Below are 15,317 nucleotides of genomic sequence, written 5' to 3' on the forward strand. Positions count from 1 at the left end.
AAGTAAGGTCCACTGCCGGACTACTCATACATACGATGGGCAAAATTGCCATCGCTTTTATTTATCTAATTTTTTAAATACTGATTCGCATTATTAAATATTATCTCAAATCTTATTTTTTCCGTAACAAAATGGTTAATAGTTTGTAATTCCATGAAAATACTTTTGCATCGTACAATTAAAATATGATGTATGAAGAAAAAAGTTATTACAGTATTAAGTTGCTTATGTTTGTTAAGCAATGCATTTGCGCAAGAACAGTCTGGAGTTGATTCAACTGAAAGAATTGAAAAACTGGAACAGGAAAACAAAACGCAGAACGAAGCTATTAAAAAACTTCAAAAACTAAAAATCTCAGGTTACATTCAAGGCCAGTATCAATGGGGACAAGAGGATGCTTCGCTCAAAGTTGGTTCAGCCAATGAGGACCCCGAAAAATCATTCAACCGTGTAGGTATCCGCCGGGGACGTATTAAGTTTACTTACGAAGAAGGTATTGCTTCCGGTGTTTTTCAACTGGACATAACCGAAAAGGGAGTAGGTATTAAGGATGCTTATTTCAGCCTTAAAGACCCTTGGCTAAAGACAAACTTGCTGAAAGTCGGCGTTTTTGATCGTCCTTTTGGAAATGAAATCAGCTATTCTTCTTCGCGCCGTGAATCTCCCGAACGCTCTACCATTTTTCAGACTCTTTTTCCGGAAGAACGGGACTTAGGGGCTATGATCACATTACAAGCAGGAAAAGAATCCCCTCTGAATTTTCTCAAATTAGAAGCCGGATTGTTTGCTGGGAATGGAATAAAACAAGAAACAGATAGCCGGAAAGATTTCATCGGACACCTATCTGCCAATAAAAAATGGAGTAATTTGCAACTGAGTGGAGGTGTTTCCTATTATAATGGCGGCGTATATCAAGGGAGTGAGAATGTATATGAAATGAAAGGAAATGGTTTTTCCCTTAACAACGATCCCGATAATAAAGGGGAATTTGCCAAGCGTGAGTATATCGGTTTTGACGCACAAATCGGAATAAAAAGTGTTTTAGGAGCAACGCAATTGAGGGGAGAATATCTATTTGGCGAACAGCCCGGAGGTTCTTCGGGTAGTAAAAGCCCTAATGCATCTACTTTACCTACCTCCGATACTTATATCCGAAAATTTAGTGGCGGGTATGTGATACTCGTACAGGATTTGGGGAAACTGCCACTTGCCGCCGTACTTAAATATGACTGGTACGATCCAAATACCAAAGTATCAAAGAACGATATCGGATTAAATAATACTACAAAGGGCGATGTTGCACAAAACACATTCGGGTTTGGTATGCTTTGGAATATAAATACGAACCTCCGCTTACAGGCATACTATGAAATAAATAAAAACGAAAAAACTGAAAACCTTGCTGCCTATAAAAAGGATCGGAAAAACAATGTGTTTACGTTGAGGATGCAGTATAAATTTTAACACAAACAAAATAAATAATAAAAAAACAAGAAAAATGAAACGTAGATATTTTAAAAAATTTATAGGATTACATATTGCCGCCATATTAGTTTTATTATCGGCTTGTAATAATGAAGAAAATGAGTCAAATATGCCACCACGAGATGTAAGTAGCCATTTTTCAGTCGAGCGAAATAAATCGGACAAGAATTATCAGTTAAAAATTGATCAAAAAGGCAACTGGGAAGTATTTGCAGGGACTTCACCTCAAAACATAAACATGAATCAGGTTATTGCAAAAGGTAATAGTCCGAAAACAATATGCCTTACCGATTATCCAACAAATACTCGCATATTTTTCAAATATGTTTGGGAAAAAAATTCAAATGTCATTTGCTCTGAGCGATTGTTACCAATGGAAGGGGCATATAATGTCCGGGATTTGGGAGGATATAAAACAAAAGAGGGCAAATCTGTAAAATGGGGATGTATGTTCCGGTCGGGCGATCTGAATCTTCTCTCATCTTCAGACCTGACATATCTTTCAGGAATAGGTGTAAAAACAATTATAGACTTCCGGAGTGAAGCTGAAAAGACCGCAGCACCCGACAAATTTCCTGATTCACACACAAAAACTTATGAATTTTCTATCGAAGCAGGAAATGTTATTGATATGTCGAAAATCAAGACTATTGAAGAGGCCGAACAAGCACTTGTAGATGGAAATATATTTTTTGTTAATGAATGTCAGCAACAATACAAAGATTTTTTCCGAGTACTAATGGAAGGGCAACGCATGCCTATATTATTCCATTGTTCTGCTGGAAAGGATAGAGCCGGATTCGCGGCAGCATTATTTCTATCTTCACTCGGTGTAGAGCGAGAAACCATCATAGAAGATTACTTGCTTTCGGAGGAATTTGTGCGTGAAAAATATGCTTCTTTAGTTGAATCCATGCCAATTTTAGCCCCTGTTTTCGGCGTAAGGCGGGAATATATCATGGCAGCCTTTGAGACAATCGACAAAGATTATGGAGGCATGAATAATTTCTTGACTAAGAATTTAGGTGTTGATTTAGAGAAAATGAAAACTTTATATACTGAGTAATTGACATTTACACTCTTAACAAAACCGTAACAATATAGTCGGTTGCTCGTAATTTCCCTATCATATATTTGTAGTGTAATTAAAAAATCAAACTAAAAAAAATGAAAAAGACAATTTTAACAACAGTGATTTTAATAGTAGCCTTATTCAGTGCGCAAGCGCAACGCATCAAAGGCTCTGATACTATGCTTCCCTTGTCGCAAAAGGCAGCTGAAGAGTTCATGAAAATAAAACCATCTTATGCAGTTACCGTAACCGGTGGCGGAAGTGGTGTAGGCATAACCGCCCTGCTTGACGGAACAACCGATCTGGCACAACTTTCACGAAAGATTAAATTCGACGAAAAAAATAAATTGAAAGCAAAAGGCAAAACTGTAAAAGAAGTGACAGCTGCCTACGATGCTTTAGCCATTGTTGTGCATCCTTCTAATAAGGTAACCAACCTTACCCGTGAACAGCTGGAAGGTATATTTACAGGAAAAATAAAAAACTGGAAAGAAGTAGGCGGAGCTAATATGCCTATCGTACCTTACTCTCGTGAAACATCTTCCGGTACATATGAGTTTTTCAAAGAAAGTGTATTGAAAAAGAAAAACTACATGTCTGGCATAATGAGTATGCCTGCAACAGGAGCCATTATTCAATCCATCAGTCAGACAAAAGGTGCTATCGGTTATGTAGGTTTGGCATACCTGAACAAACAAGTAAAAGCCATTCATGTTTCATACGATCAGGGTAAAACTTATATAAAACCTTCTGTTGCCAATGCAAAAAATAAAACATATCCTATTGTCCGTCCCTTGTACTACTATTACGATACGGCAAAAGAAAGTAAAGTAAAACCTTTCATTAACTATATATTATCTGCTAAAGGACAAAAAATTGTTTCTCAAGTAGGATTCATTACTGTAAAATGAAACAGATCAGACAGATTATAGAGCGCATGGTGACGGTAATGCTAACCCTTAGCGGGAGCGTTACCAGCCTTGCTATTTTACTAATTATTATATTCTTGTTCAAAGAAGGCTTCGGTTTATTTAGCAGTCCTTCTGTGGAAAAAGGATATGCTCTTTGTGTTCAAACATCCAATCCTATTGAAACATTGACTCCCGAACAGATTAAGAAAATATTTGATTACGAGATAACTACATGGGATGAAGTTGGTGGAAGCAAAGAGGAAATCATGGTGTTCCGTTTCGACGATATATTTTCTATGTACCCCGAAGAAGAGTTCGGAACAGATTATGAACTTCTCCCCGAAAAATTAGGCGAAGTAATAGCCCAAAATCCGTATATCATTGCTTATATTCCAGAGCAATACCTGCCGCAAAAAAATACTTCCGTCAAGACATTGCCGCAGAAGAATATACAGATTACTGATTTTTTTGGGGGTAAGGAATGGCTGCCTACGGCAACACCCTCTCCTCAGTTTGGTGTGCTTCCGCTTATTATGGGCACACTGTGGGTAAGTTTCTTTGCTATTCTGATTGCATTGCCTTTAGGAATGGGAGTAGCTATTTATATGTCGGAATTGGCAGGTGCGCGTACCCGTAAGCTTCTTAAACCTGCTATCGAATTATTGGCAGGCATCCCCTCGGTGGTTTATGGGTTCTTCGGATTGGTTGTGTTAGTTCCTCTTATTCAGAAAGCCTTGAACCTCCCTGTGGGCGAAACGGCCTTTGCCGGTAGCCTTATTTTGGCTATTATGGCCTTGCCAACTATTATTACCATTGCCGAAGATGCCATGGGGGGAACACCCAGAGCAATGCGCGAAGCAAGCCTGGCATTGGGAGCCACCCGTTGGCAAACCATCTATAAGGTAATTGTGCCTTATGCATCCTCCGGAATCATGGCTGCTGTTGTGTTGGGTATCGGAAGGGCTATCGGAGAAACAATGGCGGTATTAATGGTAACCGGAAATGCAGCCGTAATGCCCAACTCTCTTTTTCAATCGGTACGGACAATACCGGCCACCATTGCTGCCGAATTAGGAGAAGCTCCGGCTGGTGGTGCGCACTACCAGTCATTGTTCCTATTGGGGTGCATCCTGTTTGTCATAACGATGCTTATCAGTGCATCGGCCGAAATTATTTCAAAACGGCAACATAATAAAGAAATCTGATTATGAATAAAAAGACGAAGCAAAAAATAGCATTTATTATTTTCCGTATATTAGGATTGTTGGTTGTTGGGATTCTTTTCTGGATACTCGGGTTCATTCTGTATAATGGCATTGGGGCTATTAGCTGGGATTTTCTGACAACAGCTCCTAAAGAAGGAATGACAGCAGGAGGAATTTTTCCTGCTATTGTAGGGACTTTATATCTGATAGCAGGAAGCGTAATCTTTGCCTTTCCTATTGGAGTTATGTCTGCTATTTATATGAACGAATATGCAGGTAATGGCTGGATTGTCCGCTTTATCCGCATTATGACTAATAATCTGGGGAGCATCCCTTCTATTGTATTCGGCTTATTCGGTATGGCATTGTTTGTAAATACACTCGGATTCGGCGATTCCATTCTGGCTGGTTCGTGTACACTCGGATTATTGGTTTTACCCCTTATTATCCGTACTACGGAAGAAGCCTTGAAGGCGATTCCCGACTCTTATCGTACCGGAAGTCTGGCTTTAGGAGCAAGCAAACTGCAAACCATCCGAAGGGTGATATTGCCAATGGCCTTCCCCAATGTTATAACCGGGCTGATTCTATCCATCGGCAGGGTTTCGGGAGAAACAGCACCCATCCTGTTTACGGTGGCCGCCTATTTTCTACCCAAACTCCCTAATAGTATATTCGATCAGGTAATGGCTTTGCCTTATCACCTGTATGTGATTGCCACAAGCGGTACGGATATAGAAGCCTCTCGTCCGATAGCTTACGGAACAGCTTTGGTACTGATAGCCATTGTTTTGTTAATGAATTTATTAGCTACGGCTCTAAGGAGGTATTTCGGACGAAAAGTAAAAACAAACTAATATGATACAAGCAAAAGATATAAATTTTTATTATGGTGATTTCCATGCTTTAAAGAATATCAACATGGAGATTGAAGCTAACACGGTAACAGCTTTCATTGGCCCGTCGGGTTGTGGAAAATCTACATTCCTACGCCTGTTCAACCGCATGAATGAGTTGATAGACAATACCCGGCTTACAGGTGAGTGCCTGATTGACGAGCAAAACATTTACCATAAATCGGTACAAGTAGACGAACTCCGGAAAAAGGTGGGTATGGTGTTCCAAAAACCCAATCCTTTCCCGAAATCCATTTTTGAAAACGTTGCTTATGGTTTGCGGGTAAATGACGTACGGGATAAATCGTATATCGTCCAGCGGGTAGAAGAATCACTCAGAGCTGCAGCCTTATGGGACGAAGTAAAAGATAAGCTGAAAAAATCGGCTTTTGAACTCTCCGGTGGACAACAGCAGCGGCTTTGTATAGCACGGGCGCTGGCCATCTCTCCGTCCGTCTTGTTGATGGATGAACCCGCTTCGGCTCTCGATCCTATATCCACTTCCAAGATAGAGGAATTGATACATTCCCTTAAAAAAGATTATACGATTGTTATTGTTACCCATAATATGCAACAGGCTGCCCGTGTGAGCGATAAAACAGGTTTTTTTATGCTTGGCGAACTGATTGAATACGATGATACCAAGAAGATATTCTTAAAACCTGAAAAAGAGCAAACTCAAAACTACATTACCGGCCGATTCGGTTAATATTATTAAAATAAACAGATATGAAACATACTGAAAAAGAATTACAGTCGTTAAAAGAAGAAGTAAGCCAGATGTGGAAACTGGTGCTTTCGCAACTTGAAAAATCAAAACAGGCTTTCCTGAATAGCGATATTGAATTGGCGAGAGAAATAGTCAGTCGCGAAAAACGGGTTGATGCTTTTGAATTGAAAATAGACAGTGACTGTGAGAACTATATAGCTCTTTACAGTCCGGTAGCCATTGATTTGCGATTGGTGCTATCATTAATAAAGATCAGCAATACCCTTGAACGCATCGGCGACTTTGCTGAAGGGGTAGCCCGGCATGTTATTGCCGATGATTGCAATAAGATAAGTACACAGGTAATAGAGGAGCTTCAATTGGAAAAGATGTTCGACACTCTGATATCTATGCTGTCCGATAGCTTTGTTGCCCTTGAATCGGAAAACACAAAGGTTTCCGGTAAAATCCTTGCCAAAGACGATGAGATAGATACCTTATATCATAACTCTATTGATATACTAACAAACTATTTGCAATCCGAGCCTTCATTTATTCGTTGCGCACTAAAATTGATGCTTCTGATCCGTAAATTGGAGCGTATAGGCGACCATTGCAGCAATATTGTGGAGGAGATTGTATTTTATGTGGATGCCAAGGTTTTAAAGCATGGGGTAAAGAAATAAAGTATTTGCAATCCAAGTCATTTCGAATGACTATTTTTGTAAAAAAATAGAGCCGTATGGAAAAACAAAAAATACTTGTTGTTGATGATGAAGCCAATATCTGCGAAATTTTATTTTACACGCTCACAAACGATGGTTATGACGTTGTTTGCGCTCGTTCCGCAGAAGAAGCTTTCGAAAAGCTTACATCAGAATATTCGCTTATCCTTTTGGATGTGATGATGGGTGGAATGTCGGGTTATAAAATGGCAGAAACATTGCGTAATAACGGCAACCAGATACCTATTATTTTCCTTACGGCAAAAAATACAGAAAATGATATGCTGACGGGTTTTTCCGTTGGTGGAGACGATTATATACCAAAGCCCTTTTCGCTTAAAGAAGTTTCTGCCCGTGTAAAAGCCGTACTGAAAAGGCAAAAAGCAGAAGTAAAGCCAATAAGCAAATTTTCCTACAAAGATTTTTCTATTGATTTTGACACAAAAGAAGTAATTATCGGAAAAGAAACAGTTTTATTGACAAAGACCGAATTCGAGCTTCTCGAATTTCTGGTCAAGCATCAGGAACGTATCTTTTCCCGTGAAGAAATCATTGATAACATCTGGGAGAAAACGCCTTATATAACCGAAAGAACGGTGGATGTTCATATTACACGTTTACGGAAAAAATTAGGAAACTATTCATCACTCATCTCCAATCGTTCGGGTTACGGGTACCGGTTTAATATCTCCAATATATGAAAACAACCTATAAGCAAAGATTATCATTATACTTTTTCCTCATATTTGCCTTATTTACTATTGGCATAATTGTATTTGAACAATCGCGCGAAACAAAATTCAGGACAGAGGCATTGGAAGAAAAACTGGATGCCTATACCGGAATAATTCAGGCATCGATGAACAAATATACCGAATCTCCCCAACAAGCGATTGATAGCTTATCGGGGCTTTTGCCGGAAAACCTTCGCATGACACTGATTGACCGACAGGGAAATGTTATCTCAGACAATGCGGTAGGGAAAAAAATCTTATCTGAAAACCATGCTGAACGTCCGGAAGTACTTCAAGCAAAAACCAACGGTAAAGGCTCTCATATCCGAACATCCGCAACGAACAATCAGAAGTATTTGTATTATGCTAAACGAACAAATAATTACTTTATCCGTGTAGCATTTCCTTATGACATACAGGTTCACGATTTCTTAAAATCCGATAACCTATTCCTATACTATATACTCGTATTATTTGTAATCACATTGCTTCTTATCAATTACGTAGCGGATCGTTTTGGAAAATCTATTAAAAAACTGAAAGAATTTGCTTTAGGAGAAAATGAACCCGAAAAGATACAGACTGAATTCCCGGAAGATGAGTTGGGTGTAATAGGAAGAAAAATTGTTGATAATTACAAACAAATAAAGGAAAGAGAAAAAGAAATTACTCTTGAACGGGAAAAACTGTTGCAACACGTTCATAGTTCGGGCGAAGGTTTGTGTTTTTTTTCTGCGGATAGGGAAGTAGGGCTTTATAACGGATTATTTATACAATACCTGAATACTATTACGGATGAGTCCGTATCAGATCCCACAATCCTATTTACGGATACTTCATTTGTCGGTATTTCAGATTTCTTGTCAGGAGCAGTGATAAGTGAAAATTATTATGAAACACAAATTAATAAACAAGGAAAACACTTCAACATACGAGTTAATGTTTTTGAAGACCGTAGTTTTGAAATCATTATCAATGATATTACCAAACAAGAAAAAACACGTTTGTTAAAACAGGAAATGACATCTAACATTGCACATGAGTTACGCACTCCCGTCACCAGTATCCGGGGATTCCTTGAAATAGCTTTGGAGCAGTCTGTGGATGCCGAAGCAGCCCGTAACTTCTTGACTAAGGCTCATGAACAAACTATCGTTTTGTCTGAATTGATTCAGGATATGAGCCTAATCACTAAGATAGAAGAAGCTCCGTCAACTTTTAAGCAGGAAGATATTCATTTGGAAGAACTGCTTCATTCTCTAAAAGAAGATCTGAACGAACTGTTGTCTGAGAAGAATATTGATTTCCAATGGAGCAACATGGCAAATGTGATTGTCCGGGGAAATCGTAATCTGCTCTACTCCATATTCCGTAACCTGACCGACAATGCTATACGTTACGCAGGAAGGGATATCACAATCACAGTAAATAAGTACAACGAAGATAAAGACTTCTATCACTTCTCCTATTCCGATACCGGTATTGGCATCGATGACGAACGCCACTTGAATCGCATCTTCGAGCGTTTTTATCGTGTCAATGAAGGGCGCACACGTGATACCGGAGGTTCCGGGCTTGGCTTATCCATAGTAAAGAACGCGGTATTATTTCATAAAGGGACTATTATTGTAAAAAACAGAGCCGGAGGTGGGCTGGAGTTTTTGTTTAAGCTTTCTATAACAGGATAGTAAAATTTTTATTGATAGGCTTTGCTGATCTTGCTAAAATTTTGAATATATGGATGTTAATATTTAAATAGTATATCTAAAAATGGGGTCAGATTATTCACAGAGTTTTCCTACTTCTTCTTGACTATTGGTTTAGATATCACATTTTGTAAACTATCTACTTTTGATTGCATTTCTCTTATTTCAATCCTATTTCTGTAATACTCACCATTCAATAATGCATAATCATTCTGCTGTTTCATGCAGAAAAGTATGAGGGCAAGCACCAGCAAGCCGAGCAAAGCAATCACGACAGAGGTTTTCCGGAGCTTGAAAAACTTCAAATCAAAGTAAGAAGCCTTGTCGCTTTTATCTTCTTCTTCGTGAGACACTACCCGTTCCTGAATACTTGCAACCCGCTTCAATCCAAGCAAAATGTTTTTATTTACGATGCTTATGTTTTTCTTATTCTCTTCAAAACAGGCATTATTCGACTGCCTAAATGCGTGAATCGCTTCTACTATTTCACTAAAATCGGGAGTATTTTCGGCTTGTTTACTGCCTTTAAGCTGTTCGCTTATCTCCAAAAGTTTCTCCCAGAGAGCGTCGTTTGATACTGAATTTGCCATAATATTTCTGTTTTAAGTTGATAAAATTGTTTCTGTTTCTCATTTACGAGGGGCTTTGTCCCCTGCGTTTTTTCTTCTTAATAATCCGACTTTGTGGTTGCTTGGGTTGTTCTTCCGCTTCGTTCGGCTGAATATCGAACAAACCTCCTACTGCCGATACTGCATTGCCCACACCCGAAACGATATTTCCCGCAACGCTGTTGCCTGTTTTTTTCGGAATAGCTATTTGTTGTTGCTCCGGAATAGGACTTTCGCCAAAGTGTGTATTCAGTTTACCATAACTAAACTTCCTGTCTATATCCGAACCCTTTGGAATCAGCTTTTTTTATCCTGAAAAAAATACGCCTGTTATTGACGGCTTTTCGCTGTCTATCCATAAAAATGAATGCGTTGGCATACAAGGAGCTTCGGCCATAGGTAAAACCACTTTGTTCAATCTTTTACTTGCTTTTATACTCCACAGAAAGGGGAGATACGAATAGACGGGCGGTTACTCAATGAGCAAATTATAGCTTCTTGGCAAAACTAGATAGCTTATGTGTCACAGGATATTTTTGTGATGGATGCTTCCTTGGCCGAAAATATAGCATTGGGAATAGACAATATAGATTATGAACGGATAGCGCAGGTTGTGGAACAATGTGAATTGAAAGATGCGGTAGATTCTCTCCCTGACGGTGTTTATACAAAAATAGGACAAGATGGTAGCCGTCTGTCTGGTGGCGAACGCCAGCGGTTGGGCATTGCCCGCGCTCTTTATAAAAAAGCTAAAGTTTTGTTTTTTGACGAAGCAACTTCCGCTCTCGATTTGCGTACCGAAAATGAAATAATAAATACTATCCGCCAATTATGGGCCAGCGATAGTGATTTAACCATCATCATTATAGCCCATAGGGAATCGGCACTCACCTTTTGCGATAGGATTATAAATATGGATAAGTTATAAAAAACGGTCAAGACATTCGTTCATCCCCCGATTTTTACTGATAGATTATTTTATTTACCTTTGCAGAACGGAAAAACAAGAGGAATACTTTTTCCGCGTGTATCTTAGATTAACCACGTAAAAAACAGAGAAATGAAATCGAAAGAACCTGCCTTAGTCCTCTTTTCGGGAGGGCAAGATTCCACTACGTGCCTCTATTGGGCATTAAAGAATTTTTCGTCGGTCTGTGCCCTGTGTTTCACTTACGGACAGCGCCATTCGGACGAAGTTGAGGTTGCTCGCAGCATTGCCGGGCAAGCAAACGTACCTTTCCAGTTATTAGATGCGTCTATCATTGGCCAGATATCCGAAAATTCGCTTACGAGCGCTGACATGGAAATGGACAGAGATAAACCGGCTGATAGTTTCCCTAATACTTTTGTACCGGGGCGAAACATGTTTTTCCTGACCTTTGCCGCAGTTGTGGCACGTAACAGAGGAATCAGGCATATTGTAACAGGTGTTTCGGAGGCCGATTATAGCGGATATCCCGATTGTCGCGACACGTTTATTTACTCAGTAAATGCCAGTTTAAACCTGGCTATGGACGAACATTTTAAAATCCATACGCCACTCATGAACTTGAACAAAGCCGAAGTTTGGCAACTGGCCGACTATCTTGGCGTTTTTGATATCGTGAAGAACCAGACGCTTACTTGCTATAATGGTATTATTGCCGATGGTTGCGGCGAATGTCCTGCCTGTAAGTTGCGTAAAAAAGGGTTGGACGAATATTACGTAATGAAAAAATGAAGCATTATGCAAACTGACGATTTAAGCTTACTTGGAGGGAAAACCGTTTATCTGACCTACTATTCGCCACAAGTTTTGGAGGCTTTCATGAATAAGCATCCCGAAAACGATTATTGGGTTACTTTCAATTGCCCGGAATTTACCAGCTTGTGCCCTATAACAGGCCAACCCGATTTTGCTACTATCTATATAAACTATCTGCCGGATGTAAAAATGGTTGAAAGCAAGAGCCTGAAACTCTATCTTTTCAGCTTTCGCAATCATGGAGCTTTTCATGAGGACTGTGTAAATACCATCATGAAAGACCTTATAAAACTGATGGAACCTAAATATATAGAAGTAATAGGGCAGTTCACACCCCGTGGTGGTATCAGTATCTATCCGTATTGTAACTATGGACGCAAAGGCACAGAGTACGAAACTATGGCGGCACACCGTTTGCTGAACCGTAATCCGCAACAAATAGGATAGAGTAGAGGAGGGAGAATGTGGCGCTGCTGTTTTATTCGGAAAATACTTCGGTAAACAGATGCTTGATTTCTTCTTTTACCGATTGCATATCCAGTTTCCGACCGATTTCTTTTTCGACCGATGTAACGCCTTTGTCTACAAATCCGCAGGGATTTATAAGTGAAAAATAAGACATATCGGTATTGATGTTCAGGGCAAAGCCGTGCATTGTTACAAAGCGACTGCTGCGTACGCCGATAGCGGCAATTTTACGTGCTTTGCGTGCGTCATGGGTATCAATCCATACGCCTGTTGCACCCTCCAGCCGTTCGGCAGATATATTGTAGCGGCTTAAAAAACGGATGATAACTTCCTCTACATTATATATATACTGACGTAACCCTAAATGGTAGTGTTCCAAATCGAATATTGGATATCCTACCAATTGTCCCGGCCCATGATAAGTAACGTCGCCCCCACGGTTTATGCGGAAAACGGAAACTCCTTTCTGGGTCAGATACTCGTCCGAATAAAGTAGATTTTCGGTTTTACCGCTTTTCCCTATTGTTATAACATGCGGGTGTTCGCACAAAATCAGGGTATTTGTTGTGGGTGTTTCGTTTTTCTTTGCTTCGAGGTTGGCATCAAACAGTTTTTCTTGCAACTGCCATGCTTGGGCATATTCAATCAGGTTCAGGTTTAGGTATTCCATAAAAATATAAGCAAAATTTCTTGAGTGGGGTTACCCTCTCCAATTCCTTTTATAGATAGGTTTTGTGGGTTCTACCACAGTTTCGTCAACAGGTGTTTTCCCTAACTTTATTTGAGTCATCATTGCCATGTTTATCAGAATGGCAGATTGTTTTTCGCAAAAATCGGCAGGAGGATACATAAAATCCATTTGTTTGTCCTGTGGTTCAACAAAAAGCAGAGCTATGGATGCCGCTTCTTCGCGGGTGAGGTTGCCCGACTGTTTGCCAAAATATATCTGCGATGCCGCTTCAACCCCAAAAACCCCATGACCTAAAGGTGCTGTGTTGAGATATATCTCAAGGATGCGCTCTTTGCCCCACATATATTCCGAGAGGATTGTGAAGTACGATTCGATATACGATTTTATTTTCGATTCTCCCTTTGTCAGAAAAACAGCATGCACGGCTTTTTGCGAAATAGTTTCGTCTTCTTTTGGTATCAGCGTTTTCAACGAATCGCCTTCGGGCAGAAGAGCGAAACCGTTATGGATAAAAAAGTTCTTATCTTCGGCTGCGAGTACGGCAATAATCATATTCCGAGAGATGCTATCAAGCGGAACCCACTCGTATTCTACCTTTAGCTTGGCGGCATCTTCGGCCGACTTGAAATGGTAAGCTCCCATCTGTATTGTGCCACCTACTTTAAAAAAGCTGTAATATCCCATCCATAACAGAGATATCAGAAAAACCGCAACGATAGCGATCCCCAGAAAACGCAGGAAATGCACTAAAGCACGTCTGAAAAAGGTAGCACCGTCTTTCATATAAATCTCTATTTTACTCGTTTAGGATTTTGGTTTATAAAATCTTTCCAGCTATTGAACTTTTTGTCGCTTCCCGGTTTGTTTGTTTGCAAATAATGACAAACGGCAGCAGCCAGCCCGTCGGTTGCATCAAGTTGAGGCAACATGTTCTCGTTGGGTATTTTCAGCATTTGTTGTAGCATATATGCCACTTGCTCTTTAGCCGCTTTGCCGTTACCCGTGATAGACATCTTTATTTTTAACGGAGCGTATTCGAATATAGGTATGTCGCGCGACAGAGCCGCTGCCATTGCCACTCCTTGTGCCCTGCCCAGTTTGAGCATACTTTGCACGTTCTTCCCAAAGAAGGGCGATTCAATAGCCAACTCGTCGGGCAGATATTCTTCAACCAACCCGAGTACACGCTCAAAAATGCGCCTCAGTTTAAGGTAATGGTCGTCATACTTACTCAACTGAAGCACACCCATGGCCATCATTTCGGGCTTGTTGTTTATTACTCTCAATACACCATATCCCATTATTTGGGTTCCGGGGTCGATACCCAGAATGATGCGTTCTTTGTCGATCATTTATAAAAGTCTATCTCTTCGAGAAGGGTATTGAATCCGGTCATTTTATTACCAAATAGCTCAACCATTTTCTGTTGCAGTATAAAACCATCGGTTTGTGCCCAGTTATTCAGGTCTTCAACACTTTGGGTTCTGAACTGGAGCGAAAAGCTTGACCCCGATTCTTCGTGCTGGTGGTGTATGAACGATAGCCGTGCTTCGTACAACTCTCCGCTAACCAGTGCCTGAGGGATATAAACTTTTTTCAGAAAAACCAGTCCATCGTCCAGTATATCATCATCAATATGAAAGGTTGTGTTATAAATAAACATATCGGATTCTATTCTTTTATTGTTTTTAGTTGAACTTATTTAATGTATCCTACTGCTTGGGTGAGTATAACTTCCTGGTCGTCAGTAAGGCCAAGGTCGCTGTGCAGTTGCTTTCTGTTGTGCGAACCTCGTGCTACGGTTCCCAAGTCGTCAGACGAAGCACAGAACAAATATGCGTTTTGGATTAAGAAACCGCTGTCTATAATAGCGGCATCCCTGTTCGATGCTTTGTTGAGATTTGCAACAAAGAGAAAATTAAGAACAGCATCGTTAACGAACGCCTGATTGCCCAAACCTTTGCGGAAATCACCTTTGGCTGTTTGTTTCAACACGTTTGCTTTGGCATCGTAAAAGTAAACGCCATCTTCGAACATCACATAAAGGTCTATTTCTTGCCTGTTCTGAGACGAAGGTACAACTCTTTTGTCTTCACGATTGAAACCATAAGTAGCCCATAATAGGTTGGACAGGGTTTGCTTATCCATTTCTTTTTTGACATACGTTTTGAGCGACTGTCTGTCGTTCAAGGCTTCCATCAACGGCTTGCCACCTGTTTTGTTAGGGGCGGGTAGTGCAATCTCTGTTTGAGCGTGAGCCAACAATGTAGTTGCAAATATGCATAAAACGGTGATTAATTTTTTTATGTCCATTTTGATTTTTATTTTAAAGTTTACGGATACGATTTGATTGGTACGGTCTG

At 40.0% G+C, this 15,317-nt stretch carries 20 protein-coding genes; 13 read left to right on the top strand and 7 right to left on the bottom strand.

Annotation, left to right across the window (positions count from 1 at the left end; translation table 11 throughout):
- Nucleotides 1–192 precede the first annotated feature (192 nt).
- The 9 genes from M2132_RS00960 to M2132_RS01000 all read left to right on the top strand — a co-directional run bounded on the left by M2132_RS00960 (nt 193) and on the right by M2132_RS01000 (nt 9,425).
- A complete protein-coding gene (locus tag M2132_RS00960; protein WP_280670393.1) occupies nt 193–1,464 on the top strand; it encodes a hypothetical protein in 1,272 nt (423 codons plus the stop codon).
- A gap of 34 nt (nt 1,465–1,498) precedes the next feature.
- Nucleotides 1,499–2,551 (top strand): tyrosine-protein phosphatase, encoded by a 1,053-nt coding sequence (locus M2132_RS00965; protein ID WP_280670394.1) that lies wholly within the window; start codon nt 1,499–1,501, stop codon nt 2,549–2,551.
- 101 nt (nt 2,552–2,652) lie between these two features.
- Nucleotides 2,653–3,468 carry a PstS family phosphate ABC transporter substrate-binding protein gene (locus M2132_RS00970; protein WP_280670395.1) on the top strand — a complete coding sequence of 272 codons (816 nt, stop codon included), beginning with the start codon at nt 2,653–2,655 and terminating at the stop codon, nt 3,466–3,468.
- Between the two features lie 5 nt (nt 3,469–3,473).
- Nucleotides 3,474–4,673, top strand: coding sequence for a phosphate ABC transporter permease subunit PstC (pstC, locus tag M2132_RS00975; RefSeq protein WP_280670732.1), 1,200 nt, complete (start codon nt 3,474–3,476; stop codon nt 4,671–4,673).
- A gap of 2 nt (nt 4,674–4,675) precedes the next feature.
- The gene (gene pstA / locus M2132_RS00980) at nt 4,676–5,530 is read left to right on the top strand and encodes a phosphate ABC transporter permease PstA (protein ID WP_280670396.1); all 855 of its coding nucleotides are present in this window, start codon (nt 4,676–4,678) and stop codon (nt 5,528–5,530) included.
- Between the two features lies 1 nt (nt 5,531).
- Nucleotides 5,532–6,278 (top strand): phosphate ABC transporter ATP-binding protein PstB, encoded by a 747-nt coding sequence (pstB, locus tag M2132_RS00985; RefSeq protein WP_280670397.1) that lies wholly within the window; start codon nt 5,532–5,534, stop codon nt 6,276–6,278.
- Between the two features lie 20 nt (nt 6,279–6,298).
- Nucleotides 6,299–6,964 (top strand): phosphate signaling complex protein PhoU, encoded by a 666-nt coding sequence (phoU, locus tag M2132_RS00990; protein WP_280670399.1) that lies wholly within the window; start codon nt 6,299–6,301, stop codon nt 6,962–6,964.
- A gap of 56 nt (nt 6,965–7,020) precedes the next feature.
- Nucleotides 7,021–7,704 (top strand): response regulator transcription factor, encoded by a 684-nt coding sequence (locus tag M2132_RS00995; protein WP_280670401.1) that lies wholly within the window; start codon nt 7,021–7,023, stop codon nt 7,702–7,704.
- Complete coding sequence (locus M2132_RS01000; RefSeq protein ID WP_280670403.1) at nt 7,701–9,425, top strand: ATP-binding protein; 1,725 nt, start codon at nt 7,701–7,703, stop codon at nt 9,423–9,425. The genes M2132_RS00995 and M2132_RS01000 overlap by 4 nt, the downstream gene beginning before the upstream one ends.
- 110 nt (nt 9,426–9,535) lie before the next feature.
- Here the strand turns inward: M2132_RS01000 and M2132_RS01005 are convergent, their stop codons facing one another.
- Together M2132_RS01005 and M2132_RS01010 are read right to left on the bottom strand one after the other, a co-directional pair.
- Nucleotides 9,536–10,033, bottom strand: coding sequence for a hypothetical protein (locus M2132_RS01005; protein WP_280670405.1), 498 nt, complete (start codon nt 10,031–10,033; stop codon nt 9,536–9,538).
- A gap of 43 nt (nt 10,034–10,076) precedes the next feature.
- A complete protein-coding gene (locus M2132_RS01010; protein WP_280670407.1) occupies nt 10,077–10,205 on the bottom strand; it encodes a hypothetical protein in 129 nt (42 codons plus the stop codon).
- Between the two features lie 193 nt (nt 10,206–10,398).
- Here M2132_RS01010 and M2132_RS12090 point away from each other — a divergent pair, with 193 nt between their 5' ends.
- From M2132_RS12090 to queF, 4 genes are all read left to right on the top strand, one after another.
- Nucleotides 10,399–10,515 (top strand): hypothetical protein, encoded by a 117-nt coding sequence (locus M2132_RS12090; protein ID WP_407932404.1) that lies wholly within the window; start codon nt 10,399–10,401, stop codon nt 10,513–10,515.
- Nucleotides 10,516–10,571: 56 nt separating this feature from the next.
- The gene (locus M2132_RS01015) at nt 10,572–10,979 is read left to right on the top strand and encodes an ATP-binding cassette domain-containing protein (RefSeq protein ID WP_280670409.1); all 408 of its coding nucleotides are present in this window, start codon (nt 10,572–10,574) and stop codon (nt 10,977–10,979) included.
- Nucleotides 10,980–11,111: 132 nt separating this feature from the next.
- Nucleotides 11,112–11,771, top strand: a complete 660-nt coding sequence (gene queC / locus M2132_RS01020; RefSeq protein WP_280670411.1) for a 7-cyano-7-deazaguanine synthase QueC — start codon at nt 11,112–11,114, stop codon at nt 11,769–11,771.
- Between the two features lie 6 nt (nt 11,772–11,777).
- Nucleotides 11,778–12,242 carry a preQ(1) synthase gene (gene queF / locus M2132_RS01025; protein WP_280670413.1) on the top strand — a complete coding sequence of 155 codons (465 nt, stop codon included), beginning with the start codon at nt 11,778–11,780 and terminating at the stop codon, nt 12,240–12,242.
- A gap of 31 nt (nt 12,243–12,273) precedes the next feature.
- Here queF and lipB read toward each other — a convergent pair whose 3' ends face one another.
- From lipB to M2132_RS01050, 5 genes are read right to left on the bottom strand one after another with little or no spacing between them, the layout of a single operon-like run.
- Nucleotides 12,274–12,933, bottom strand: coding sequence for a lipoyl(octanoyl) transferase LipB (lipB, locus tag M2132_RS01030; protein WP_280670415.1), 660 nt, complete (start codon nt 12,931–12,933; stop codon nt 12,274–12,276).
- A 30-nt stretch (nt 12,934–12,963) separates the two neighbouring features.
- Nucleotides 12,964–13,737: a transglycosylase domain-containing protein gene (locus tag M2132_RS01035; RefSeq protein ID WP_280670421.1), complete on the bottom strand. Its 774-nt coding sequence runs from the start codon at nt 13,735–13,737 to the stop codon at nt 12,964–12,966.
- 8 nt (nt 13,738–13,745) lie between these two features.
- The gene (gene ruvC / locus M2132_RS01040; protein WP_280670427.1) at nt 13,746–14,306 is read right to left on the bottom strand and encodes a crossover junction endodeoxyribonuclease RuvC; all 561 of its coding nucleotides are present in this window, start codon (nt 14,304–14,306) and stop codon (nt 13,746–13,748) included.
- A complete protein-coding gene (locus M2132_RS01045) occupies nt 14,303–14,617 on the bottom strand; it encodes a DUF4286 family protein (RefSeq protein ID WP_280670429.1) in 315 nt (104 codons plus the stop codon). The genes ruvC and M2132_RS01045 overlap by 4 nt, the downstream gene beginning before the upstream one ends.
- 35 nt (nt 14,618–14,652) lie before the next feature.
- Nucleotides 14,653–15,267, bottom strand: coding sequence for a SagB/ThcOx family dehydrogenase (locus tag M2132_RS01050; RefSeq protein WP_280670431.1), 615 nt, complete (start codon nt 15,265–15,267; stop codon nt 14,653–14,655).
- Nucleotides 15,268–15,317 lie beyond the last annotated feature (50 nt).

The organism is Dysgonomonas sp. PH5-45, assembly GCF_029893235.1.
Lineage (GTDB): Bacteria > Bacteroidota > Bacteroidia > Bacteroidales > Dysgonomonadaceae > UBA1309.